Genomic DNA, 23824 nt, shown 5'->3' with positions numbered 1-23824 from the left:
TTACTTTAGAATAACCTTTATCTTTTTCTGTGTATTTAAAATAGTAAGGTGCCGGTGAGAACCTGCTGATTCTCCATCACAGTGGATGGGAAGAGGTTTTTCACTGATAATATCTATGCGGCGGCACCGATACATATGAATTCCGTGAAATCTGGTATGTTTCCCTATAAAGGCTGTAGGGAAAAGTGTCAGGATTTTGGCTTTGGGAAGGTCTCCTACCAGGCAGACATCAAGAAGGCCGTCCTGGTATCGGGCTCCGGGACAAAATCTTACCCCACCGCCTTCCTGCTTCATGTTCATACCAGCCAGAAAGTAGAATCGGGGCAGCCGGTGGATTTCCTTTTTATCAATCCGGACAGACACAGGACAGCACTGGTAGCCCAGCAGCAGCTTCAGAGCTACATAAACGTAAGTGAGTTTTCCCATGTGGAGCCTGTTCAAAGCTTTTTTCATAGGTGTTTTCATTACATTGCGGCAGATATCCGCATCATATCCTATGCCGCTGCTTACAAGAAAATAATGTTTTCCTGCTGACGTCCGGGACATTCCTACATCTACCAGAGCATAGTCTGAAGGAGAAAGTATAGAATTCATACATGCTGTCACATTTGAAGAAATTCCCAGACCTCTGGCAAAATCATTTCCTGAGCCTGTGGGAATATAGCCCAGGGTGATACGAGAAAAATCTGTCTGGGCAAGGCCGTCAATGACTTCGTTCAGAGTCCCGTCTCCTCCCAGTACTGTCAAAGTACATGGAAGAGAAAGAACAGCGATCTGTTTTGCCAGTTCTTTGGCATGCCCAGTATATTTAGTAAAGAATACTTCATATTCTACTTTTTCAGCGGCAAGAATCTCTTCTGCCTTTTTCCAGATATCCATGCCCTGATCAGAACGGGCATGGGGATTTACAATGAAATAAAACATTATTCAAACACCTGCTTTCCTCTGGGTACCATTGTAGCAGTTTCCCATTGTGAGAACAAGGAAATTATGTTAGAATAAGATGAAATTATTATTAAATAATTCCTGAAAAAAGGCGAAAGAAATCAAAAAATATGCAAAGGAAGGCGGAGAAAAAAGATGAATGATGAGTATATGACATTTACGATCAAAAAGAAAAAGAATATTGCTTTGATTGCCCATGATAATGAAAAAGCCAAGATCATACAGTGGTGTATGGACCACAGTGAGGTTTTAAAGAATCATAATCTTTATGGAACAGGAACTACCGCCAGAATGATAGCTGACAGAACAGGTCTTAGGGTAAAAGGCTATAACAGCGGACCTTTAGGAGGAGACCAGCAGATAGGAGCCAAGATTGTAGAAGGCGTCATTGACTTTGTGGTATTCTTTTCAGATCCACTTACCGCTCAGCCCCATGACCCAGATGTAAAAGCCCTGATGAGGATTGCCCAGGTCTATGATATTCCTATGGCTGTTAACAGAGCTACCGCAGATTTCATGATCACTTCTCTGTATATGGATAAAGAATATGATCACGAAGTAATTAATTTTAAGAAGAATATAAAAGAAAGAGCAGAATCTATGTAAAAGAGAGGACTGAGGATATCCCCGGTCCTCTTTCCGTTTTGTATTTGGATTTTCATCAGTAAGTAGCAGGGGCAGCGTCAATCCAGGTGCTGTACCCGGCATTCCTAAGAGACCTTTCCATTTTTACGGCGTTTTCCAGATTTTTGAAAGCTCCAACCTGCACTTTATACAGACCGTCTTCACGAAGGATGAAGGCGGGAAATCCCTGATCTTCCAGTTCATAAAGGAGATTATCAGCATTTGCCCGCTCTCTGAAGCTCCCTGTCTGAACACGATAGAAAATATCCTGAGAATTTCCTGGGGTTTCTACTGTCTCTTCATTCAGAGTTCCCAGAATTCCAGAGGCAATTGCCTGGGCTATATCCTGAAACTGAGAGTCGAAGATTTCATTATCTTCATCACTGTTAATAAATCCGGCTTCCACAAGGACTGCCGGCATTTTTGTCCTCCGCAGCACCACCAGACCGGGCCGGGACTTTACACCAAGCTCCTGGAAACCTAATTCTCCCAGAGCTCCGTTAATGTTTTCTGCCATATCCAGCTTTCGCCCTGACTGGTCATAAACCAGAGTTTCTACCCCGCTGTACTGGTTAGGTGTAGGACTGGAATTTCGGTGGAAAGAAATAAAAAAGTCAGCATCAGAGGCATTTCCAATCTGTGCTTTTTCGAAAGGTGTCTGGTAAACGTCTCCTGTCCGGGTATATTCTACATCTACGCCGTTTCTTGATAAAATATCTCCCACCGCAAGAGCCAGTCGGAGAGCGTCATCTTTTTCCTGCCGTCCTTCATATACGGCGCCCGGGTCATTACCCCCGTGCCCGCTGTCAATCATGATTTTATAGGCCATAGGTCTGCACTCCATGGAATTTCTCTCCATTCAGGATATGCAGAGAATGAAAAAGAGTTACAAAATCTAAAAAAAACACTTGCTTTTTTGCTAACACTGTGCTAGACTAAAGTTCGTTAAAACGAAGGCGTTTGAAATGCAGGAGCATTTTGAACGCCTTTTCTTTTTTCGGAAATGAAAGTTTCCGTAGCATTGAAACACTGCGCAGTAAAAATCAAAAAAACGATCTTCATCGGGCATAGTTTCTCTGCCCACAGATGAAAAAGAAAATATGACAGAACCTTTTTGCCTTTATGGCAGAGAAGTTCTGGGAGGAGAAAGGAAAGTGAGAGTTTATGAATAGTGGAGATACTGCTTTTATGATTATTTCGGCTGCGCTGGTGTTTTTTATGACCCCCGGTCTGGCCTTCTTTTACGGAGGTCTTGTTAGAAGAAAAAATGTAGTAAATACCATGATGGCTTGTGTGGCGATCATGGGAGTGGCTATTGTAATGTGGTGTCTGTTCGGATATTCCCTGGCTTTTGGAGGAAACCACGGAGGAGTTATCGGTGATTTCCGCTGGTTCGGGCTAAACGGTGTAGACATGGAAGCAGGACCTTATGCAGACAATATCCCCCATCTGGTATATTGTGCTTTTCAAATGATGTTTGCGGTAATCACACCGGCCCTTTTAACGGGATCCCTGGTTGGACGTATCCGTTTTAAAGCCTTATTCCTGTTTATTATTTTATGGTCAATTATTGTGTACTATCCGCTGGCCCATATGGTATGGGGAGAAGGAGGCTTTCTGGCTTCTATCGGTTCCGTAGACTTTGCGGGAGGAAATGTGGTACACATCAGTTCCGGAGTCAGCGCCCTGACTATGGCTATTATCCTTGGAAGACGCCGGGGATATGAGACTACCGTATATCGTGTACACAATATTCCTTTTGTGGTACTTGGGGCAACCATGCTGTGGTTCGGATGGTTTGGATTTAATGCAGGCAGCGCTCTGGCCGCAGACGGCCTGGCTGCTCATGCATTTATGACCTCTGGTATTGCCTCTGCAGCGGCCATGCTGGTATGGATGCTCTTGGATGTGCTCAAAGATAAACGCCCAACTCTGGTAGGCGCTTCTACAGGTCTTGTAGTAGGTCTTGTGGCAATTACTCCCGGCGCAGGTTTTGTACCAATCTGGTCATCCTTTATTATCGGAGGACTGGTAAGTCCTATCTGCTACTTTGGGGTAAAATTAGTGAAGAAAAAACTGAAAATTGATGATGCCCTGGACGCCTTTGGCTGCCATGGGCTTGGCGGTATCTGGGGAGGTATTGCTACAGGTCTTTTCGGTATGAGTTCAATTAATGATACTGCTCAGTGGAATGGGCTGGTATTCGGAGATTACCGTCTTTTCCTTGCCCAGATTGCCGGTATTTTGGTGACTATTGCCATAGCAGTGGTGGGAACGCTGATATGTGCGGCAGTAGTGAGAGTGATCACGCCTCTTCGCGTTACAGTCAAAGAAGAGCAGATTGGTCTTGATATTACACAGCATGGCGAAAGTGCATATCCGAGCTTTAATGGACTGGATCAGTAGTGTGAGGTGAGATGTATGATGATTAAAATAGAAGCAATGGTAAGAGAAGAAAAATTTGAAGATGTAAAAGCAGCTTTGGACGAGATTGGAGTAAACGGATTGACCGTATCCCAGGTAATGGGTGTGGGAATCCAGAGAGGATATAAAGAGGTAGTCAGAGGTATGCAGGTGGATATGCAGATGCAGCCCAAGATTAAGTTTGAGATTGTGGTCTCTTCTGAGGAATGGGAGAAGAAAACCATTGATGCCATACAGAAAGCCGCTTATACCGGAGAGGCCGGCGATGGAAAAATCTTCAGCTACGAGATCAAAAGCGCATATAAGATTCGTACCAAAGAGACAGGATATGATGCGATCCAGGCAAGTGACTGATGACGGAACAGAAATAGGATAAAATATTGGCAGAAACTGCCCTGCAGAAAAGAAGCTTTCCTTTCTTTTCTGCAGGGCGGTTTGCGTGAAAGAGTCGGCACAATATGAAAAGAATATTAAAATCTCATAAATTTTATCTGTTGGACTTCCTTTGTTCACAGGAAAGTGTTAAAATTTTGAGCAGTGAATTACAACAGAGTAAAGGAAACAGAAAAAATGAAGAAAAAAGAATTACTTTCAGAGGAAAAAAAGAAAAAGATAGAAAACTTTTTCTATTACTACAAGTTCCATGTGCTGATCGGGGCTTTTATCCTGTTTTTTGTAATTATCTTTATCAGAGACATGGTGACTAAAATTGATTATGATTATAGCATTGCGTTTTTGGGAGATTATTCTATGACCGAAGAAGACAGCCAGGCTCTTCAGACATGGTTTGAGGAATATGGTGAGGATTTGAATGGTGACGGCCAGGTCCATGTACAGATTTCTGATTACAGCTGTCCGGATGAAGAGGATGATGGATTTGATCCCCAGGTCTTTGCTGCCATGCAGACCAGATTTATCGTTGATGTTCAGGAAGGTACCAGTATGATTTTCTTCATGAATGAGGAAAACTATGAAGAGTATAAAGACCAGGGCGTTTTTCCGGAAAATGAAGAGGATTACGTATCCATCCAGGAATGCCAGGGATATAAGGATGCGGGAAGCCCTCAGTCCGCCAGTGAATATAAGGTAGCTTTACGCATTATAGATGGTGAGAGCGGACTGAGTGAAAAGGAAGAAATACAGGATTACTATTCCGCCAATGAAAAACTATTGCAGGCTTTTATTGGGGAGTGAGGGTGCTGTATTCTTCAATAAGATTTTTGATATTTTGCATCTGTTTGTCAACGGCAGTAATGGTACATGCGCAGTCATATAATTCCTGGCTGATCATGGCATACTGATCATTGCTGCCCAGCTCTTTTTTGTATCGGAGCTGATGTTCCAGACTGGCCCAGAAGTCCATGGCAATGGTGCGGATCTGAATTTCCGCTCGCATAGGCGTTTTTCCCTCTGCGAAAAACACAGGGATTTCCACGATCATATGATAGCTGCGGTAGCCGTTGTCTTTAGGATTCTGAATATAGTCCTTAATCCTAAGGACGGTAATATCATCCTGATCGGCCAGAAGTTTTGCCATAATATAGATATCGTCCATGAAAGAGCAGATTACCCGGATTCCTGCAACATCATTGAGCTGTTCCTCAATATTCTGCTCAGTAAAGTCGTAGCCAAGACGCTGAAGTTTATTATAGATACTCAGAGGAGTTTTAATGCGGCTTTTAATTGAGGAGATAGGATTGCGGTTATATTTAATGGAAAACTCGTCGTTTAGGACTTCCAGCTTGGTGCTTATCTCACGAATAGCACAGCGGTAACGCATCATCAGGGAATTGAAATGATCTGTATTTTTGATAAACTTTTCCGGGGAAGCGATATCCAGTTTTTCCTCCAGGGGGAATTTTTGATTAATATTATTTTTCATAGTACTTTAACACCTCTTTCTTGTGTGCTGCATTCCGTTAAAAGCTTTCCTCAGTATAGCGGAAAAACGTATGTCCGTCAATGGCAAGAAAAGATAGCAATTTGAAATAACTTATAGTATAATAGACTGATATGATGCTGACAGGCATATAAAGCAAATGGAAACTGTAACATCATATACGCAGAGGTTCTGCAGAAAGGTCCAGTAATAAAATGTTTGGATATGTAATGATAGATAAGCCGGAACTGAAGGTAAAGGAGTTTTACAGATACAAGGCCTATTACTGCGGGCTGTGTCGGAAGCTGAAAGAAGAGTACGGATTCAGAGGGCGGATGACCCTGACTTATGATATGACTTTTCTGATCATATTTCTCTCCTCTCTTTATGAGGCGGACAACAGGGAATTTCAGTCTCATTGTCCTTTACATCCGGTGAAAAAAATCCCCATGCTCCAGAATGATATCTCAGAATACGGGGCGAAGATGAACATTCTTCTTACTTATTTTAAGTTTGAAGATGACTGGAAGGATGATAGAAGCCTGCCGGGAATCGCAGGAATCCATTTGTTCAGAAAAAAGGCAGCCCAAATCTGCAAAGAATATCCAAGACAGGCCAGTGTGATCAAAAAACAGCTTCGCCAGCTGGCTGTTTATGAAGAACAGAAATTGATGGATATTGATATTGTGTCAGGGGCCTTTGGTGCTTTGATGGAAGATTTGTTTGTGATCCGGGAGGATTACTGGGAAGAAACTCTCCGCAAATTCGGTTTTTATCTGGGAAAATTTATATATATTATGGATGCCTATGATGACCTCCCTAAGGACAGAGAGACAGGGGCGTATAATCCTTTAAGTGTGACCAGAAAGAAATGCCGGAGTGAAGAAGAGTATGAACAGGAAGTGCGCCGGATGCTCATCATGATGATGGGAGAGGCCACAGGTGCTTTTGAAAAACTGCCCTGCCTTCAGGATGCAGAGCTTTTGAGAAATATTCTGTACAGCGGTGTTTGGGCAAAATATAATAAAATACAAAAAGAAAGACAGGAGAGTCAAGAAAACCATGGTAAATAATCCTTATGAAATATTAGGCGTTTCACCAAACGCCACTAACGACGAAATAAAGAAGGCTTATCGGGATCTGAGCAGAAAATATCATCCTGATTCCTATGTGGATAATCCTCTGGCAGATCTGGCAGAAGAAAAATTTAAAGAAGTTCAGGAAGCCTATGACCAGATCATGAAAGAGAGAGACGGAGGCTATCAGAGCGGATATGAAGGCTATGGAAACAACAGCAGCTATCAGAATACTGCTTCCAGCGAGGATAACCTCCAGTATCAGGCTGTTTACAACTATATTAACGGACGTCAGTACCAGCAGGCCCTGAATGTTCTGTCCAGAATGCAGAACCGGAACGCTCAGTGGTACTATTTAAGCGCCTGCGCCAATATGGGACTGGGCAATAATGTAAATGCTTTAAATCTGGCCCGCCAGGCTCAGAGCATGGACCCGGGAAATCCGGAGTATGCCAACCTGGTAAACCGTCTTCAGTGGAACAGCAACCGGTATCAGGGAGGAAGCTACTATGGGGGCGGAACCGGAGGTTCTTCCTGCGGAACCGGAAATATGTGCTGCGACCTGTGGTGTGCAGATACTCTTTGTGAGTGCATGGGAGGGGATCTTTGTTCATGCATGTAAATACCAGAAAACTTGCTGTGTCAGGGCTTCTTATGGCTTTCGACGTGGTACTGATCATATTAAGCGGCATTATTGATTTTAATACGCTGTTTCTTCTGGCAGCAGCAGCATTTCTTGTTGGGGTGATCATTCGGGAGTTTGATCTGAAATATGGACTGGCTTTCTTTGTGGGAAGCCTTGTTCTGGGAGTACTCCTGGCGCCTCAGAAACTTTACTGTATTACTTATGCAATGATGGGCATTTATGTCCTGGGAGTAGAGTTTCTCTGGGACTTTCTTGGAAAACATCCGGGGTGGAAAAGCAGAAAAATACTTCTTATTCTGGGAAAGCTGCTCCTTTTTAATATCATGTATCTTCCGGCCCTTTTTTTGTTTCCAAAACTCCTTTTTGCCGGAGAAATACCGAAAACCATGCTTCTGGTATTTGTTCTTGGAGGCCAGGCGGCCCTGTTTGTGTATGACCGGGCTTATGATTATTTCCTGATACATCTGTGGGGACAGGTAAGAGAAAAGCTTTTTGGAAAAGGATAAAAAGAAAATTAGAAGAATATGGAATGAGGAACTGTGGCAGCCAGTAACCTGGCGCAGCAGCTCCTCATTTTTTAATTCCAGAAATCGGTTTTATCTTTCAGTCCTATGTCTGAAGCTTTAAATACCGGATCTTTTCCTTCTTTTTTCTGTTTTACGTAATCCTGCATACAGCGGACAGCAGTGCCGCCCAGTATAAGGATAACGGGCAGATTGATGAGAGCCATAAAGCCCATGAGAACATCTGCTGTACTCCATACCAGGCCGAATTCCATGACAGCTCCTGCCAGTACGATCAGGGAAGCAATGACACGGAAAAGATTAAGAAGAGCCTTTCCGGGAGTTTTTCCGCAGAGGTATTTCAGTCCCATTTCTGCATAATAGAAATTACCGATCAGTGTGGTAAAGGCGAAGAGGCACAGGGCTACGGTGATAAAAACGGTTCCAAAACTGCCCAGAGATTCTGAAGCAGCCGCCTGGACCCAGGGCATACCCTTCAGCTCTTCACTTGGAGCTACGCCGGAACACAGCAGCAGACAGGCAGTAGCAGTACAGATCAGGATCGTATCAATAAACACAGAAAGCATTTGCACAAGACCCTGCTTCACCGGATGGGACACAGAAGCGCTGGCAGCAGCATTAGGAGCAGAGCCTACGCCGGCCTCGTTAGAGAAAAGCCCTCTTTTGATACCGTTCATAACACAGGAGCCTGTAAATCCTCCAAAAATGGCCTGGAAATCAAAGGCGTTGGAAAAAATGTCAGAGAACATCCTGGGAATCAGAGTATAGTGGGTTACAGTTACAAAAAGAGCCACTGCCAGATAGAAGATTCCCATAAAAGGTACCAGTACTTCTGTAATCTTAGAAATCTGTTTGCTGCCTCTGAAGATGCATAGAGCGAAGATCAGAGCCAGGATGAAACCGACGATCAGAGGAGTAGCTGCTTCGTCAAAAAAACTGTAAGCACGGAAAGAATCTGCGATATTAAAGGAGGCTACCAGATTGAAGCCGCCCATATATGTCAGAATCAGGAATGCAGCGAATATGGCCCCGATCCAGTGTTTTTTGAGAGCGGCCTGAATATAGTAAGCAGGGCCGCCGTAGGAACTTCCGTCCTCAGCACGTTTTTTATAAATCTGTGCCAGAGTACTTTCGATGAAAGCAGATGCGCTTCCAAGGATGGCGGTAAGCCACATCCAGAAAACAGCCCCTGGTCCGCCAAGACAGATGGCGGTTGAGATACCGGCAATGTTTCCGGTTCCTACCCGGGAGGCAGTGGATACCATCAGCGCCTGGAAGGAGGAAAGTCCATTCTCATCAGAGCCAGGCTGAGCCACAACACGGATTGATTCGATGAAAAGACGGAACTGCACGAAACGTGTTCTGAAAGTAAAAAAGATTCCTGTTCCTAAAAGGAGGATGATCAGGATATAACTGTAGAGCAGGTCGCTTAGTCCGTTGATAAAATCAGTCAGCATGATTATCAGTCTCCCTTCTTTTGCTTTATAGAATCGCTCTCCTATAATATCGTAATAAGATATGCTTGTCTACAAGAATTTTTCAAAAGGACGGAAAGACAATAAGGGCCTGGCTGTTTTGAGTAGGATATGGTAGAATCAGATTAGTTCAGAAGAAAGGGGAATGACATGGAGGGATTTGAGTTTTATCAGGAGGAAGGACGTCCCTTTCGGGGAAGAAAACTGGAGAAAATGAAGGATTTTTTAGCCCGGCAGGGGCTGGACTTTGACACAAAGGTTCAGTATTCTGTAGTGCTGCGTACCAGGGAGGGAGAGATTGCAGCCTGTGGCTCCCGGCAGGGGAATGTACTGAAATGTATTGCTGTAGACCCTGGGTTTCAGGGAGAAGGGCTGATGGTGAAACTGATGTCCTTCCTTATGAAAAACGCCTGGGAAGAGAGGATTACCCATCTGTTTGTGTTTACAAAGCCAGTCAATCAAAGTTATTTTCAGGATCTTGGGTTCTGGCCCATTATGGATACCCAGGATATGCTGCTTATGGAAAATAAAATAAACGGGATCAGAGATTATCTGAAAAAAGAAGCGGCTCCTTATGAAGAACATTTTTCCTTAAAGACAGGAGCTATTGTAATGAATGCCAATCCTTTTACCAAGGGCCATAGGTATTTGGTGGAATATGCGGCGGCAAGCTGTGAGATTCTTCATGTTTTCGTACTGTCAGAGGACGCCTCGGAGTTTCCGGCTAAGGTAAGACTGGACCTGGTAAAAAAAGGCTGTGAGGATCTGAAAAATGTCTATGTTCATGGCAGCTCAGATTATCTGATTTCCCATGCCACCTTCCCGGATTATTTTCTGAAAGACAAGGCAAAAGCTTCAGGTGAGGCGGTGCTGCTGGATCTGAAAATTTTCGGGACTTATTTTAAAGAGGCTTTTCATATAGACTGCCGCTATGTGGGAGAGGAGCCTTTTTCGGAAATTACAAGAGTGTATAATCAGGAAATGAAAAAAATCCTTCCGGATTATGGAATAGAAGTGACAGAGATTCCCCGGTGCAGAAACCGGGAACAGGTGATCAGCGCTACATATGTGCGAAAAAAGTTTCTGGAGGGAGACTGGGAGACTCTGAAAGAAATGGTGCCTGAAACAACTTATGCTTATCTGGCTTCCGAGGAAGGATGGGGGCTGAGAGAAAAACTGCTGAACAGGGAGAGTAGAGATGAGACTTGAGTTATGGACAGAGGGAAAAGAAGCTTCCCTGGGGGAAATTTTAGACGCAAGGGAAAGACGGGGAAAAATTCAGAGAGAACTTATGAAAGAAAAACCGGCTTCTCTGGTGAGCTTTACACTGAACATTCCAGGGCCGGTGAAAACATTTCCTTTTGTAGTCTGGCTTTTTGATGTGGGAAATAAGCTGATACAGCAGGCGGTAAAAGAAGAAGAGGGAGAGATTATCTATAGCCTGGAAAACAGAGAAAATACAGGTTGTGAGAGCTTTTATTCGCTGACACTGTCCCCTGAAAAAATAAAAAGAAGCCTTGCCACAGCGGAAGACAAGCACCCTTTGGGAAGGCTCTTTGACTTTGATGTGCTGGACAGCACTGGAAGAAAAGTTTCCAGGCAGGAACTGGGATTCTCAGAAAGAAAGTGTCTTCTCTGCGGTGAGCCGGCTTTTTACTGCAGCCGGTCCAGAAGACATTCTGCCCAAGAAGTTTTCCACCGGGAAATCCAGATGATGGAAAACTTTTATATAGAAAGAATGGCCTCCCATATTGGACTTCTGATGCAGAAAAGCCTTCTTTATGAAGTAAACGCCACATTAAAGCCGGGGCTTGTAGACCGGGCCCACAACGGAGCTCATCAGGATATGAGCCTTATAACTTTTGCAGACAGCGCATATGCCCTGACCCCTTATTTTATCCAATGTGCCAGGGAAGGCTTGAATTTTTCCGGGGAAAAAGAGGAGCTTCCAGGACTTTTTGAAAAGTTAAGAGTATTGGGAATAGAAGGAGAAAAAAACATGAGGGAGGCAACGGGAGGAGTTAATACCCATAAAGGGATGGTATTCTCCGGCGGGATATTCTGCTGCTGTGCCGGATATGGAGCAGGAAGTCTGATGGCAGATTTTCGCGACAATGATTTTCTAAAGATTTTTGGGGAAGTATGCCGGAGCCTGACGAGCAATCTGATGGCAGATTATAAGGGACTGGAAGAGAGAGGGCCCAGGACCCACGGGGAAAAACTTTATGCAGAATACCAGGTAGAAGGAATACGGGGAGAAGCCTGGAGAGGTTTTCCTCATGTCCTGGAAAGAGGAGTTTTTTACTTTGAGAAACTCCTGGAGGAAGGTTACAGTCTGAATGATGCCGGTCTCCTTACCCTGCTCCAGTATATTTCTTCTGTGGAAGATACCAATATGATCATACGGTCTGACTACCACACGGTTTTGAAAATACAGAAAGAGCTGGAGCAGTTTTTAAAGACATCCGGACCTGAAGAGCAGCTGGAAATCATTCCAGCTCTGGATACATATTTTGTTAAGAGGAATATCAGCCCTGGAGGAAGTGCAGACATGCTGGCACTGACCTATTTTTTGCATTTCCTCAAAAATATACAATGTCCCTTTGAAACCTTTGACATAGAAAGGGGAGAATGCGTTGAGACTTTTAGATGAGAAAAATTTTTCAGAAGAAATCCGGGATTACGTAGAGTCCTGCTTTGACGCCTGGGGAAGAGAAAGTTACTATACCAGAGAAATAGGAAAGAAGATTTTTTGCCTTTCTCTCCATAAAAAAGAGGCTAAAGGAATTATCCTGATTTCTCATGGCTTCTGCGAGAGTGCAGAAAAATATAAAGAACTGGCCTGGTATTTTTATCAGGCGGGCTTTACCGTGTATATTCCGGAACACTGCGGACATGGACGGTCTTACAGACTGACTAAGGACCCCAGCAAGGTTCATATAGATAATTTCTGGAGATATGTAAAAGATCTGAGTTTTGTTGCTGCCAGGGCGTCAGAGGAAAATCCCGGACTGCCCATGTTTATTTTTGGACATTCTATGGGAGGAGCCATTGCTGCAGTGACTCTGGCAGAAAATCCGGGGAGATTTCAGAAGGGAATTTTAAACGCTCCTATGATTCTCCACCGTACAGGATATATTCCGCCTGTTCTGGCCTATCTGGCATCTTTTCTTATGTGTTCCATGGGAAGGGGTGAAGAATATGCCCTGGGACAGCATGGGTTTCGGGATGAAGAAACTTTTGAAAAAAGTTCCTGCCTATCCAGAGCCAGATTTGATTATTACTATGAGAAGAGGAGAAGGGTGTCGGAATTTCAGAATAATGGCGCCAGCTATCAGTGGGGACTGGAGGCTTACCGCATGAGCCGTGAAATTTTGGCCCGCTCCTGGAAAAAGATAGACATACCTGTGGCCCTTTTTCAGGCTCAGATGGATACTCTGGTCTACCCCAGACCGCAGGAGAGATTTATCCGCCGGCTGCCCCAGGGGAAGCTCATAAGAGTGCCGGGAGCGAAACACGAGATCTACAGATGTGGAAATAATATACTGAGACCTTATCTGAACAAAGTGCTGGAATTTTATTCCCGCGAGCAACGAGCCAAGCGGGCATGCTCGCATGTCCATTTAGCGACTGCCGCGAGGGTCTTTGACTCCTGAGAGCAATGAGCTAAGCAGAATATCAAACTTACTAAATGGGAGGTTTTTACAGATGGGTGAGAAAATGATTGTGAGAACAGAGAAAGACTATAAGGTTTCCAGATGGTCAGGAGGAGATACTACAGAGCTTTACCTGTACCCTGAAGATGGAGATTATAAATCTGGGAATTTTCAGCTGCGGATCAGCAGCGCAACAGTAGATGTAGACCGGTCAGAGTTTACCAGCCTGCCGGGAGTTGAGCGTTATCTGATGATCTTTCAGGGACACCTGGATATGGTTCATGGAGAAGAAGAGAAAGTCTCCCTGGCACCCTATGAGGTGGACCGCTTCGACGGCGGGGTACCTACAGTCAGTTATGGAAGAGTCGTGGACTTTAATCTGATGCTGAAAAACGGGGCCAAGGGAAGAATGGAGGCTCTTTGCCTGGAGGTCGGGCAGGAATATGAAATTATTCCTGATGAGAATGAGAATTTTCTGGCAGTCTATGTGAGAGAAGGGAAAATACTAAGCAGCGACTTTACTTTGTCAGAGAAAGAAACCTTCATTCAGAAAGAATGGAGAAAAAGTATAATTATCAAAAATCCAGGTCCCGTATCTGCCAAAATGGGGATTTGCCGAGGGTTGGTAGATAACAAGTAAATGATATTTTTGCTTCAGAAGCAGTCATGTACATTTGGCGACTGCCGCAAGGGTTAAAAAACCCCGATGTTTGCATCTCTGTTAGCTTGATGCAAGCATCGGGGTTTTTGGCTCATTTCAACATTAGATACAGAATGCGGCGTAAAGAGGAACAATCTTTTTATTATCCTCAAAACCGAAGTTCTTTGCAGAGAGCTTGATGGCATAGGCGGGCTTGTAGGTTTCCATATAGACCCTTAAGCTCTTTGCCCGTGTGTTATCGGCAGATTTGACCTCGATAGGGATAAGCTGACCGTCACGCTGAATGATAAAATCAATCTCGGCTCCACGCTCAGACACCCAATAGTAAGTCTTGTACCCGTTGATGGTAAGCTGCAAATTGACATAGTTTTCAGCCATACCGCCCTTGAAATCATTGATTTCCTCGACCATATAGAGAACATCGTTTGCCGCTAAATCTTTCTTTGCACAGAGCAGCCCTAAGTCGGAAACATAAATCTTGAACGCATCAATATCACGGTAGTTTTCTAAAGGTTTCTTGATCTGTTCCACCTTATACACCTGTGAAACGATGCCAGACAGACAGAGCCATTCAATGGCGTTTTCAAACTCAGACGCACGACCTCCTTTTTTGATCAGCTTATATTGGAAACGGGTATTTTTCTTGGAAAGCTGTACGGTGATGTTATCATAAGCAAGCCTTGTTTTCTTGATTTCATTCAGATTGTTATACTTGCTCATATCATTGAGATAGCTCGCCAAAATCGTATCCTGTGTGTGCCGCACTAAGATATAATCCTTTGTTTCCAAAAACTGCATAACGCATTCGGGCATACCGCCGACAATAAGATATTGACGGTAAAGCTGCATTGCCGCATCGTGCAAAGCAGAGGGCAGAGGCTTATCCTCTGCAAAGCATTTCTTGATCTGCTCTACAAGTACACTCTCGCCGCAGGCTATCATAAATTCCTCCATATCCATAGGGTAGAGGGTTTTCATATCCACCTTACCTACGGGAAAAGAGAACTTTGCCCTGTTTACCGCAACACCTAGCAGACTTCCCGCCACAATGATATGATAGTCAGGTGCATCTTCGCAAAAGTATTTCAAGGAAGTCAATGCCCTCTCACAGAGTTGCACCTCGTCAAAAACAATCAGCGTCTTTTCACGCACAATGGTCTGCCCTGCGATATGGGATAAAATCGGTATCAGATAATCGGGGCTGATATTTTCCTCAAAAGTTTTATTCAGTTTGGGATGGGTTTCAAAATTAAAATACGCCACATTTTCATAGTGCGTGCGTCCGAACTCCAGAATGGAATAGGTTTTGCCGACCTGCCGTGCTCCCTGTAAAATAAGAGGTTTGCGGTGTTCGTTATCTTTCCACGCTTCTAAAAAATTCATAATTTTTCGATACATGATCAGACCTCCCAGTGTTGAATATAACATATCATATATTCGTGTAAATATCAATGGATTATACTTGGGTTACAACACTAAAATACACGAATATTTTTTGGATATAATTGGTTTTTGACATGAAGAACTGTCGCAATGAACAGAAAAACGTCTTGCTGCGACAGTTTTTTATGTATGTATTGTGCAAAAGGCGATAATAAAAAGAAAAGTCGGAGAAAAAACGGTTAAAATATTCAACTTTTTAGGTAAAAAACATACCTGTTTCGTCAATGTGATAAGTGATAAAGTTATATCATCAAAAAACATGAAGGAGGAACGAAAATGAAGAAAAAAATTGTAGCGGTAATGCTCTCAGCATTAACGGCAGGAAGTTTGCTGCTGACCGGATGTGGAGGAGGCGGTTCATCTTCAGGAGATTCCGGTTCCGGCAGTTCAGGAGGCGGAGATACCCTGACAGTTATGTGTGTAGGTACGGAGGCAGATACATACATTGACGGGTATAACGCTATTGCGGAGCAGTTTTCGGAAAACAATGAGTATGGAGTTACTGTGGAGATTGAGTTTTATGAGAACGAACAGTATAAGACCAAGCTCACTACCCTTATGGCTTCTAACGCAGTGCCGGATATTTTCTTTACCTGGGAACTTTCATACCTGCAGCCTTTCGTAGAGGGCGGAAAAGTAGCAGATATCACTTCTTATCTGGAAGAGGATCAGGAGTGGAAAAATTCCTTTGCAGACGGAACCCTGGATCTGCTGGCTTATGACGGGAAGAATTACGGGGTGCCTACTCAGAAATCTCTTTGTGTAATGTTCTATAATAAGCAGATTTTTGAGGAAAACGGCGTGGAAATACCTGGTACTTATGAAGAGTTCTTAGATGTGTGCCAGACATTGAAAGATAATGGCGTGACGCCGATGACCATGTGCGGAACAGACGCCTGGATCCCGGCACAGTTTGTTCAGCAGATCGCCGGCGGCATGGCAGGAGATCAGCTTTTCAAAGATGTGTGCGATGGTACAGAACAGTGGAATAATGAAACCCATGTAAAAGCTGCAGAAGAAGTAAAGAAAATGGCGGACAACGGATATTTCCAGGATGGCTATATTGGAATGGGACCGGAAGAATCTACAGATCTCTTTACCAGCGGACAGGCTGCTATGTATTTCCAGGGCGCCTGGGATGCTGACAAATGTGCAAAGAGTGAAATTGGTGAAAATGTAGGAGCATTTGTACTTCCGGCATATGATCCTCAGTACAATAATATTTCTGTTGGGTCTGTAGATACCAGCTTCTCTGTATCGGAAACCTGCAAAAATAAAGACGCCGCAGTTGCTTTCCTGAAATACTGGACTTCACAGGAAGCTGAAGAGACTCTCCTGTATGATTATGCAAGAATTCCAGCAGGAAATTATGAGATCGATGAATCAAAGATTTCTCCCCTTATGGTAGATGTGCTGAACATTTCTAATTCACAGGTTGGCCTTACCCCGTGGTGGGACAGGCAGTTTGGTGCTGGCGAGGGCGTAGAATTTAACAATACCTGTGTTTCAGTCCTTGGAGGCGAAGACGCACAGACAGCCTTTGATTCCCTTCAGCAATTTGCGGAGGACAATGCAAACCGATAAAGTTTAAAAGACGGAGCTGGACGCATACTGGTTCAGCTCCGTCTTCGAATAAGGAAAACGGAGGAGCGTTATGAATAAGGTATTAGGAAATAAAAAGAGTATAGCTGTTTTCGTACTGCCTGCTTTTTTGATCTATGCTGTTTTTGTGCTGATTCCCATTGGCTATAATGTATATGTAAGCTTTCTTCAGACGGATCTTATGAGTCCCAGTAAATTTGTGGGGATCCAGAACTATGTTAACCTGTTTAAGGACGGTACTTTTACCAAAGCCCTGGGAAATAATATCCTGATGGTGATCGGTTCTCTGATTGCACATCTTCCCCTGGCTCTGTTTTTCGGAAATATTTTATTCCAGAAGATTAAAGGAAGCCATTTTTTTCAGACCGTATTTTTCCTGCCCAGCGTTATCTGCGGCGTGGCGGTAGGACTTACCTGGACTTTTGTGTACAATTCCGAGTTCGGGCTGGTAAATAAATTTCTTGAAATCATCGGCCTGGGAAGTCTTCAGCATGTATGGCTGGCGGATAAAAATACAGCCTTGTTTTGCATTATCGTAGTAGTTATGTGGCAGTTTGTGGGCTATCATATGATTATTCAGATCGCAGCTATGAAGAATATCCCGGAATCTTACTATGAGGCGGCGGAAATTGATGGGGCAAGCAAATGGGTACAGTTTAAGTCGATTACTTTCCCGTTGATCAAACCTATCCTGAAAGTCGATGCGGTGCTGATCATCACAGGATCTCTGAAATACTACGATCTGGTATCTGTTATGACCGGCGGCGGACCAAACCATGCAACAGAGCTTATGTCAACATATATGTTTTACCAGGGATTCCGTACTCTGAAATACGGTTATGCTGCAGGCATCGGCGTGATCCTGCTGATCCTTTGTATGTGTTCTGTGCTTCTGTCCAATTTTGTGTTCCGGTCAGAACCTATTGAGTTTTAAGGGGAGGGAAAACTATATGAAATTATCACCAAAAGAAAAAGTATTTTTAGTACTGAAATATATTTTCCTGATATTTTTTACCATTCTCTGTCTGTATCCTCTGTTCTGGCTGCTTTTGAGCTCCTTTAAGACAAACTCTGAGCTTTATGCGAACCCATGGGGGCTTCCGGAAAGCTTCAGTCCGGTGAACTATATCCAGGCAATCCAGGAAGGGCATATTTTGCAATATTTTGGGAACTCTGTTATCATTGCGGTATCAGCCGTGGCAGTTGCGGTTATTCTCAGCAGTATGGTATCTTATGCCATTACCCGTATGCATTGGAAGCTGGCAAAGCTGACTTTGAATGTGTTTCTGCTGGGAATGATGATCCCGGTATATGCCATGGTAGTGCCTCTGTTCTCTATGTTCAACAGAATGGGCCTTTTGAATACCCATCTGGCAGTTATCATCCCTCATATAGGAATTGCATTTCCAATGGCGATTTTTATTATGTCAGGATTTATGGGTTCCCTTCCAAAGGAAATGGAAGAAGCGGCAGTCATGGACGGCTGCAATATTTATCAGATATTCTTTAAGATCATTATGCCAATATCAAAATCTTCTATTGTAACGGTGGCGGTAGTTACCTTTATTAATATCTGGAATGACCTGCTTCTTCCCCAGATTTTCCTGACAGATTCTTCAAAGATGACCCTGCCGGTAGGTCTTACGGAATTTCAGGGGCAGTATGCAACCAATTATGTGGTTGAGATTGCAGCAGTTATTATTACCATCGTACCAAGTATTGTTGTGTATATCTGGCTGCACAGACATATTATGGAAGGTATGGTTGCAGGAGCGGTAAAAGGTTAACGACAGGCAGGTGAGAAAAATGAAATTACTGATTGCTGATGATGAACAGATTATCCGTAATGGTCTGTTATCTCTTCCCTGGAAAGATATTGGGGTTGAAGAGGTATATCAGGCTGAAAACGGACTGACAGCAAAGGAGATACTTACAGAGGAAAAAATTGACGTTGTTATCAGTGATATTAAAATGCCCGGGCTTTCCGGGCTGGAACTGGCGGAATACATTAAGGAATGTTCCATGGATACTGCAGTTATTTTTCTCACCGGCTATTCTGATTTTGAGTATGCCAGAAGAGCTATCAGAAATGAGGTTTCAGATTATCTGCTGAAACCTATTCGGAGAAAAGATATCATTGAAACTGTAGAGAGAGTTATTCAGACTCTGGAGAGAAAACGATACCGGGCAGAGGTAGTAAGAAAATATGAGGCAGCGTCAGGATCTATGGACTTTGGGGAGCAGGTTTCCTGGCTGTTTCAGGGGGCAAATCGGCAGGCTATGGAAATCCTTCAGGATATGGCGGCTAATTATGCAAAAGAAATTTCTCTGAATTCCCTGGCTGAAAAGTACCATTATTCGGCAGGATATCTTTCCAGAATGATAAAAAAGGAGACAGGATATTCTTTTAGTACTATACTGAACAGTATAAGGCTGACTGCGGCGGTGAATTTTTTGGGGCAGGATAATGCCAGGATTCATTTTATCTGTGATCTGACAGGATTCAGCGACCAGAAATATTTTAGCCAGGTATTTAAGAAAACCTTCGGATGCAGTCCGGGAGAATTCCGCAGGCAGGGAAAGGAGAAACAGCATTATACGATTAAAAGAATTTTGGAAATGGCTGAAAGCAGACAGTGACCGCAGAGAAAGAATAAGAAAAAAAGGCCCCACAAGTATCAGAAAACAAATGATGCTGATATTTGCAGTTCTTATCAGTTTTACAGGCCTGGGGATTGCAGGTACTTTTATTTTCGCTTTCAGAAACGGATATTCCTCTCTTTCTCAGGTATATTTACAGGATATTACTCGCCAGACGACCAATAATCTGGAAAATAATATTCAGAAGATAGAAGATATTAATTTACAGATTCTCACAAGTCAGACTGTACAGGATCAACTGAAGATTGTAAATGAAGAAAAATTAGATACTTATGGACTGAGACAGTGCAGACAAAAAATTGAAAGAGAATTGACCACTGACGGCCTTTATGCTTCGTATGTAGTTTCTGTCAGCGTGATTTCCTTAGAAGGAATTGAATTTTCTGTAAAAAAACAAGAAACAATAGGAACTTTTTTTGGATTTACAGAAGAAGAGATTTATGAAGCTAACGGAACCAGCCTATGGGGACTGGCAGGTGATACGGACAGGATCTGCGTGGCAAAAGCTATACTGGACTTTGATACGATGCGTCCTATTGGTTACATAAACATTGTATATGAGAATTCTTATTTTTCATCTATTTTGGAAGACAATTCAACGGAATATTCTGCAGCTTCCTATATAGTAAATGAAGAAGGAAGAATCATGTCTACGAACAACTGTCCCTATCAGGGAACGAAATTCCCCATGGAGATCCAGACCATGAGAGAAAAAGACGTAGCGGTATATGATATGCTGGACAGTACCCAGGCTTTCTATTATGTGGGGAATGAAATGCCTAACCAGTGGACTCTGGTACAGGCAGTTTCGGTAAAAGAATTCTATGGAAATCTGAACAGACAGATTGTCGCTGTGGCTATGGTTGTTCTTGCAATGCTGGGTATCAGTATTCTTTTCGTTTGGATCGCAACACTAAGGATCGCAAAACCTACGAGAGAGCTGCTGGAGAGTATGAAGACTCTCGGAAAGGAAAATCGGTACCCGAGAGTTCGAGTGGTTACTCAGGATGAGATTGGGATGATCGGTACGGAATATAATAAAATGGCAGAAAATATTGAGACTCTGATTGAGAAAGTGTATAAAATGGAGCTGGCTCAGAAACAGGCGGAACTGGAATTCCTTCAGATGCAGATTAATCCTCATTTTTTATATAATGCACTGGATACGATAAGCTGGAAAGCATTAGGAGAAGGGAACATGGATGTGTCTGAGATGACCATTGCCTTAGCGGAGCTTCTGCGTGCGACCATAAAAAAAGAAAGCTTTATTCCTCTTAAGGAGGAAATGTCTACAGTCAGAGATTATCTTTTTATTCAGGAGCAGAGATTCGGCGATAAAATAACGGTTATTTATCAGGTGGAAAAAGAGGCTGATAAATATCAGGTTCCCAATTTTATCCTTCAGCCGTTGATTGAAAATGCGATCATCCATGGACTGGAACCGAAGATCGGAAAGGGAAGCCTTCTAATCCGGATAAAAAGAGAAAGCAACAGACTTTATTTTTGTATCGAAGACGACGGAGAAGGAATGTCAGAGAAAGAGATAGGGACTCTGTATCAGAAGTGTGAAGAGGGTGACACAGGGAAATCTATCGGAATTAAAAATGTGTACAGAAGGCTGATCCTCTGTTATGGTGAGGAAAGCCGTCTGAATATAAAAAGTGAAAAGAACAAAGGAACAAAAATCCAGTTTTCCATTCCTCTGCAGGAATGGAAAAAGGAAACAAAAACGGAGGTATTATGAGAAAAGCACAAAACTATCAATGGAAAGAACTGTCCCTGGGGACCTGCTATTATCCGGAGCACTGGGACAGAAACCTGTGGAAGGAAGATCTGGACAGGATGCTGGCAAATGGTATCCACACAATTCGTATTGGAGAGTTTGCATGGAGCAAAGTGGAACCCAGAGAAGGGGAGTTTACCTTTGCATTTTTTGACGATTTCCTGGAGGTGGTAGCTCAGACAGAGATGAAGGTGATTTTCGGAACGCCTACGGCCACACCGCCTGCCTGGCTGACAGATAAGTATCCGGAAGTTTTAAACTGCCGCATGGATGGGGTAAAATACCGTCACGGTATGCGCCGGCATTACAATTATAATTCCAAAGTGTACCGGGAGCTCAGTGCCAAAATCGTGGAAAAATTCGGAGAACACTATGCTCCACATAAAAATGTAGTGGGCTGGCAGATCGACAATGAGATCAACTGTGAGGTAGCGGAGTTTTATTCTGAGAGCGACACTCTGGCATTCCGGGAATTTCTGAAGAAGAAATACGGAACTCTGGAAGAACTGAACAAGGCCTGGGGCGCAGTGTTCTGGAATCAGGAGTATACCCAGTGGGAACAGGTGTATGTTCCCAGAACTACCATACATAATTCCACGAATCCCCATGAGACCCTGGATTATATCCGGTTTGTATCAGACAGCGCTATTAGTTTCTGCAAGATGCAAAGTGATATTTTAAGAAAATATATCAAGCCGGGAGACTTTATTACGACCAATGGTATGTTCCAGAATCTGGACAATCATGCTATGACAGACGAAGCCCTGGATGTTTATACTTATGATTCCTATCCAAACTTCGCCTACTGTCTCTGCGAAGATCCAAAGCATTCCAAAAATCTGAATGACAGACGCTGGAGTGACAAGCTGACAGAAGTCCGTTCTATCTGCCCTCACTTTGGTATTATGGAGCAGCAGTCAGGTGCCAACGGATGGAATACCCGCATGGAAGCTCCGGCTCCCAAACCGGGACAGATGATGCTTTGGGCTATGCAGAGTATCGGCCACGGCGCAGACTATGTAAGCTTCTTTAGGTGGCGGACCTGTACTATGGGAACAGAGATCTACTGGCATGGTATCCTGGACTATGATAACAGGGACAACCGGAAACTGGCGGAAGTGAAGAAAATCCATCAGAGAGTAGAAAAAATGAAAGAGATCACCGGGGCCCAGTACAAGGCTGCCTTTGGAGTGATACGGGATTACAGTAATGTATGGGACGCCCAGGTGGATAAATGGCACCAGAGGCTGGCCTGGACCAGTGAGGAAGAAATTTTTATAGGGGCTCAGTTAAGCCATACGCCTATGGATTATGTGTACCTTCTGGATTCCACAGAAGTGGAAGAACTGCTGAAATATCCGGTACTTATTTATCCGCATCCTATGATCCTGTCAGAGAAAAAGGCAGAGCTTCTCAGACGCTATGCAGAAGAAGGCGGCTGCCTGATCCTGGGAGCCCGCACCGGATTAAAGGACGAGACAGGGAAGTGCGTCATGGATGTGATGCCGGGACTTCTGAAAGATATCACAGGAACTACAGTAGAAGAATTTACCTTTCTAGGTCCGGCAGATGACCAGGTTTCTATGGAATGGGAGGGTAAACAGGTAGAGACAGGAATCTTTAACGATATTCTTGCAGCAGGCCCTGGAGCCAAAGTACTGGCTTCCTATTCTTCTAATTATTATCAGGGCCGTCCTGCGCTGATCGAGAATCATACAGGAAAAGGAAAAGTCCTGCATTTTGGAGGAACCTTTACAAGAGAAAATATAAAAGATTTTCTGGCCTATGGGGGAGTTCTTTCAGCTTTTAAAGAGATGGTGGAACTGCCGGAAATGTGCGAACTCTGTGTAAGAGAAAAGGATGGAAAGCAATATATCATCATTTTAAATTACTCTCTAGAAGAACAGAAGGCTGTGCTGAAGGTGCCGGTGACAGACCTGGATACAGGAGATAAGGTTCAGGGGCAGGCAGTGCTAAAAGGATACGAGACAAAAGTCTACAGCTGCTGTTGACGTATCAGAACCTCCTTGGTAACATGGTAGTTATAAACGAAACATATGTTATCAAGGAGGTTTTTATGTTCAGCAAAAAGGTGAAAAAGGGGTATGTGTTGTACCAAAATGAAAACGGACCTGAAATCGGCACCTCTAAAGACAGAGTGATCATCCAGGACGGATGCGTCTTTAAAGATCTGGCTGGAACAGGGGAGCTTCTTCCATATGAAGACTGGAGACTGGGATATGAAGAACGGGCAAAAGACCTGGCTGCCAGACTTCCGGTGGAGATGATTGCCGGCCTGATGCTTTATTCTCCTCATCAGATGGTTCCAGGAATGCCGGACAGTCCTTTCCCTGGAAAATATAAGGGAAAAGATTTTCCAGACAGCGGCTGTGAGCCCTGGGAGATGAGTGACCAGCAGTAGGAG

The 23824-nt window shown here is 43.7% G+C and carries 23 protein-coding genes; 18 read left to right on the top strand and 5 right to left on the bottom strand.

Going from position 1 to position 23824, the window contains the following annotated elements:
- Entirely contained in the window at positions 1–924 is a 924-nt protein-coding gene (locus tag B5G33_RS06785; RefSeq protein ID WP_087274780.1) for a diacylglycerol/lipid kinase family protein, read from the bottom strand.
- 156 nt (positions 925–1080) lie between these two features.
- Here B5G33_RS06785 and B5G33_RS06780 point away from each other — a divergent pair, with 156 nt between their 5' ends.
- Positions 1081–1551 (top strand): methylglyoxal synthase, encoded by a 471-nt coding sequence (locus B5G33_RS06780; protein WP_087274781.1) that lies wholly within the window; start codon positions 1081–1083, stop codon positions 1549–1551.
- Between the two features lie 55 nt (positions 1552–1606).
- On the opposite strand, the gene B5G33_RS06775 is transcribed toward B5G33_RS06780, so the two are convergent.
- On the bottom strand, positions 1607–2398 hold the full coding sequence (locus B5G33_RS06775) for an N-acetylmuramoyl-L-alanine amidase (RefSeq protein WP_087417152.1): 792 nt from the start codon (positions 2396–2398) through the stop codon (positions 1607–1609).
- Between the two features lie 335 nt (positions 2399–2733).
- Between B5G33_RS06775 and B5G33_RS06770 the strand changes: the two genes are divergently transcribed.
- From B5G33_RS06770 to B5G33_RS06760, 3 genes are all read left to right on the top strand, one after another.
- On the top strand, positions 2734–3975 hold the full coding sequence (locus tag B5G33_RS06770) for an ammonium transporter (RefSeq protein WP_087274782.1): 1242 nt from the start codon (positions 2734–2736) through the stop codon (positions 3973–3975).
- Between the two features lie 15 nt (positions 3976–3990).
- Complete coding sequence (locus tag B5G33_RS06765) at positions 3991–4347, top strand: P-II family nitrogen regulator (RefSeq protein WP_087274783.1); 357 nt, start codon at positions 3991–3993, stop codon at positions 4345–4347.
- A 216-nt stretch (positions 4348–4563) separates the two neighbouring features.
- Positions 4564–5187, top strand: a complete 624-nt coding sequence (locus tag B5G33_RS06760; protein ID WP_087417131.1) for a hypothetical protein — start codon at positions 4564–4566, stop codon at positions 5185–5187.
- On the opposite strand, the gene B5G33_RS06755 is transcribed toward B5G33_RS06760, so the two are convergent.
- Positions 5174–5875 carry a GTP pyrophosphokinase gene (locus B5G33_RS06755; RefSeq protein WP_087274785.1) on the bottom strand — a complete coding sequence of 234 codons (702 nt, stop codon included), beginning with the start codon at positions 5873–5875 and terminating at the stop codon, positions 5174–5176. The genes B5G33_RS06760 and B5G33_RS06755 overlap by 14 nt on opposite strands.
- 212 nt (positions 5876–6087) lie before the next feature.
- Here B5G33_RS06755 and B5G33_RS06750 point away from each other — a divergent pair, with 212 nt between their 5' ends.
- The 3 genes from B5G33_RS06750 to B5G33_RS06740 are packed head-to-tail and all read left to right on the top strand — an operon-like array spanning position 6088 to position 8100.
- On the top strand, positions 6088–6945 hold the full coding sequence (locus tag B5G33_RS06750) for a DUF5685 family protein (RefSeq protein ID WP_087274786.1): 858 nt from the start codon (positions 6088–6090) through the stop codon (positions 6943–6945).
- The gene (locus tag B5G33_RS06745; RefSeq protein ID WP_087274787.1) at positions 6935–7570 is read left to right on the top strand and encodes a J domain-containing protein; all 636 of its coding nucleotides are present in this window, start codon (positions 6935–6937) and stop codon (positions 7568–7570) included. Before B5G33_RS06750 ends, B5G33_RS06745 begins: the two co-directional genes overlap by 11 nt.
- Entirely contained in the window at positions 7561–8100 is a 540-nt protein-coding gene (locus B5G33_RS06740; protein WP_087274788.1) for a hypothetical protein, read from the top strand. The genes B5G33_RS06745 and B5G33_RS06740 overlap by 10 nt, the downstream gene beginning before the upstream one ends.
- A 71-nt stretch (positions 8101–8171) precedes the next feature.
- On the opposite strand, the gene B5G33_RS06735 is transcribed toward B5G33_RS06740, so the two are convergent.
- The gene (locus tag B5G33_RS06735) at positions 8172–9575 is read right to left on the bottom strand and encodes an alanine/glycine:cation symporter family protein (protein ID WP_087417130.1); all 1404 of its coding nucleotides are present in this window, start codon (positions 9573–9575) and stop codon (positions 8172–8174) included.
- A 168-nt stretch (positions 9576–9743) separates the two neighbouring features.
- Here B5G33_RS06735 and citC point away from each other — a divergent pair, with 168 nt between their 5' ends.
- The 4 genes from citC to B5G33_RS06715 are packed head-to-tail and all read left to right on the top strand — an operon-like array spanning position 9744 to position 13889.
- Positions 9744–10802, top strand: coding sequence for a [citrate (pro-3S)-lyase] ligase (gene citC, locus B5G33_RS06730; RefSeq protein ID WP_087417129.1), 1059 nt, complete (start codon positions 9744–9746; stop codon positions 10800–10802).
- Positions 10792–12246, top strand: coding sequence for a citrate lyase holo-[acyl-carrier protein] synthase (gene citX, locus B5G33_RS06725; RefSeq protein ID WP_087417128.1), 1455 nt, complete (start codon positions 10792–10794; stop codon positions 12244–12246). The genes citC and citX overlap by 11 nt, the downstream gene beginning before the upstream one ends.
- A complete protein-coding gene (locus B5G33_RS06720; RefSeq protein WP_087417127.1) occupies positions 12230–13249 on the top strand; it encodes an alpha/beta fold hydrolase in 1020 nt (339 codons plus the stop codon). Before citX ends, B5G33_RS06720 begins: the two co-directional genes overlap by 17 nt.
- 52 nt (positions 13250–13301) lie before the next feature.
- The gene (locus B5G33_RS06715; protein ID WP_242974558.1) at positions 13302–13889 is read left to right on the top strand and encodes a HutD family protein; all 588 of its coding nucleotides are present in this window, start codon (positions 13302–13304) and stop codon (positions 13887–13889) included.
- 123 nt (positions 13890–14012) lie between these two features.
- On the opposite strand, the gene B5G33_RS06710 is transcribed toward B5G33_RS06715, so the two are convergent.
- Positions 14013–15308 (bottom strand): ATP-binding protein, encoded by a 1296-nt coding sequence (locus B5G33_RS06710; protein ID WP_087417126.1) that lies wholly within the window; start codon positions 15306–15308, stop codon positions 14013–14015.
- Positions 15309–15629: 321 nt separating this feature from the next.
- On the opposite strand from B5G33_RS06710, the gene B5G33_RS06705 reads away from it, so the two are divergent.
- From B5G33_RS06705 to B5G33_RS21875, 7 genes are all read left to right on the top strand, one after another.
- Positions 15630–16937: an ABC transporter substrate-binding protein gene (locus tag B5G33_RS06705; protein WP_087417125.1), complete on the top strand. Its 1308-nt coding sequence runs from the start codon at positions 15630–15632 to the stop codon at positions 16935–16937.
- 70 nt (positions 16938–17007) lie between these two features.
- Positions 17008–17889: a carbohydrate ABC transporter permease gene (locus B5G33_RS06700; RefSeq protein WP_087417124.1), complete on the top strand. Its 882-nt coding sequence runs from the start codon at positions 17008–17010 to the stop codon at positions 17887–17889.
- A gap of 16 nt (positions 17890–17905) precedes the next feature.
- Positions 17906–18742, top strand: a complete 837-nt coding sequence (locus tag B5G33_RS06695; protein ID WP_087417123.1) for a carbohydrate ABC transporter permease — start codon at positions 17906–17908, stop codon at positions 18740–18742.
- Between the two features lie 19 nt (positions 18743–18761).
- Positions 18762–19595 carry a response regulator transcription factor gene (locus tag B5G33_RS06690; protein WP_087417122.1) on the top strand — a complete coding sequence of 278 codons (834 nt, stop codon included), beginning with the start codon at positions 18762–18764 and terminating at the stop codon, positions 19593–19595.
- Positions 19596–19644: 49 nt separating this feature from the next.
- The gene (locus tag B5G33_RS06685) at positions 19645–21360 is read left to right on the top strand and encodes a sensor histidine kinase (RefSeq protein WP_087417121.1); all 1716 of its coding nucleotides are present in this window, start codon (positions 19645–19647) and stop codon (positions 21358–21360) included.
- Positions 21357–23411: a beta-galactosidase gene (locus tag B5G33_RS06680; protein ID WP_087417150.1), complete on the top strand. Its 2055-nt coding sequence runs from the start codon at positions 21357–21359 to the stop codon at positions 23409–23411. The genes B5G33_RS06685 and B5G33_RS06680 overlap by 4 nt, the downstream gene beginning before the upstream one ends.
- A gap of 65 nt (positions 23412–23476) precedes the next feature.
- The gene (locus B5G33_RS21875; RefSeq protein ID WP_242974551.1) at positions 23477–23821 is read left to right on the top strand and encodes a hypothetical protein; all 345 of its coding nucleotides are present in this window, start codon (positions 23477–23479) and stop codon (positions 23819–23821) included.
- Positions 23822–23824 lie beyond the last annotated feature (3 nt).

The sequence above is a fragment of the Blautia sp. An81 genome (assembly GCF_002161285.1).
Lineage (GTDB): Bacteria > Bacillota > Clostridia > Lachnospirales > Lachnospiraceae > Blautia > Blautia ornithocaccae.
This window is presented reverse-complemented; position numbering and strand designations above follow the sequence as displayed.

Excerpts from the sequence above, each read along its gene's own strand:
- B5G33_RS06785 (WP_087274780.1), bottom strand. The coding sequence starts at position 924 with ATGTTTTATTTCATTGTAAATCCCCATGCCCGTTCTGATCAGGGCATG.
- B5G33_RS06780 (WP_087274781.1), top strand. The coding sequence starts at position 1,081 with ATGAATGATGAGTATATGACATTTACGATCAAAAAGAAAAAGAATATT.
- B5G33_RS06775 (WP_087417152.1), bottom strand. The coding sequence starts at position 2,398 with ATGGCCTATAAAATCATGATTGACAGCGGGCACGGGGGTAATGACCCG.
- B5G33_RS06770 (WP_087274782.1), top strand. The coding sequence starts at position 2,734 with ATGAATAGTGGAGATACTGCTTTTATGATTATTTCGGCTGCGCTGGTG.
- B5G33_RS06765 (WP_087274783.1), top strand. The coding sequence starts at position 3,991 with ATGATGATTAAAATAGAAGCAATGGTAAGAGAAGAAAAATTTGAAGAT.
- B5G33_RS06760 (WP_087417131.1), top strand. The coding sequence starts at position 4,564 with ATGAAGAAAAAAGAATTACTTTCAGAGGAAAAAAAGAAAAAGATAGAA.
- B5G33_RS06755 (WP_087274785.1), bottom strand. The coding sequence starts at position 5,875 with ATGAAAAATAATATTAATCAAAAATTCCCCCTGGAGGAAAAACTGGAT.
- B5G33_RS06750 (WP_087274786.1), top strand. The coding sequence starts at position 6,088 with ATGTTTGGATATGTAATGATAGATAAGCCGGAACTGAAGGTAAAGGAG.
- B5G33_RS06745 (WP_087274787.1), top strand. The coding sequence starts at position 6,935 with ATGGTAAATAATCCTTATGAAATATTAGGCGTTTCACCAAACGCCACT.
- B5G33_RS06740 (WP_087274788.1), top strand. The coding sequence starts at position 7,561 with ATGCATGTAAATACCAGAAAACTTGCTGTGTCAGGGCTTCTTATGGCT.
- B5G33_RS06735 (WP_087417130.1), bottom strand. The coding sequence starts at position 9,575 with ATGCTGACTGATTTTATCAACGGACTAAGCGACCTGCTCTACAGTTAT.
- citC (WP_087417129.1), top strand. The coding sequence starts at position 9,744 with ATGGAGGGATTTGAGTTTTATCAGGAGGAAGGACGTCCCTTTCGGGGA.
- citX (WP_087417128.1), top strand. The coding sequence starts at position 10,792 with ATGAGACTTGAGTTATGGACAGAGGGAAAAGAAGCTTCCCTGGGGGAA.
- B5G33_RS06715 (WP_242974558.1), top strand. The coding sequence starts at position 13,302 with ATGGGTGAGAAAATGATTGTGAGAACAGAGAAAGACTATAAGGTTTCC.
- B5G33_RS06710 (WP_087417126.1), bottom strand. The coding sequence starts at position 15,308 with ATGTATCGAAAAATTATGAATTTTTTAGAAGCGTGGAAAGATAACGAA.
- B5G33_RS06705 (WP_087417125.1), top strand. The coding sequence starts at position 15,630 with ATGAAGAAAAAAATTGTAGCGGTAATGCTCTCAGCATTAACGGCAGGA.
- B5G33_RS06700 (WP_087417124.1), top strand. The coding sequence starts at position 17,008 with ATGAATAAGGTATTAGGAAATAAAAAGAGTATAGCTGTTTTCGTACTG.
- B5G33_RS06695 (WP_087417123.1), top strand. The coding sequence starts at position 17,906 with ATGAAATTATCACCAAAAGAAAAAGTATTTTTAGTACTGAAATATATT.
- B5G33_RS06690 (WP_087417122.1), top strand. The coding sequence starts at position 18,762 with ATGAAATTACTGATTGCTGATGATGAACAGATTATCCGTAATGGTCTG.
- B5G33_RS06685 (WP_087417121.1), top strand. The coding sequence starts at position 19,645 with ATGATGCTGATATTTGCAGTTCTTATCAGTTTTACAGGCCTGGGGATT.
- B5G33_RS06680 (WP_087417150.1), top strand. The coding sequence starts at position 21,357 with ATGAGAAAAGCACAAAACTATCAATGGAAAGAACTGTCCCTGGGGACC.
- B5G33_RS21875 (WP_242974551.1), top strand. The coding sequence starts at position 23,477 with ATGTTCAGCAAAAAGGTGAAAAAGGGGTATGTGTTGTACCAAAATGAA.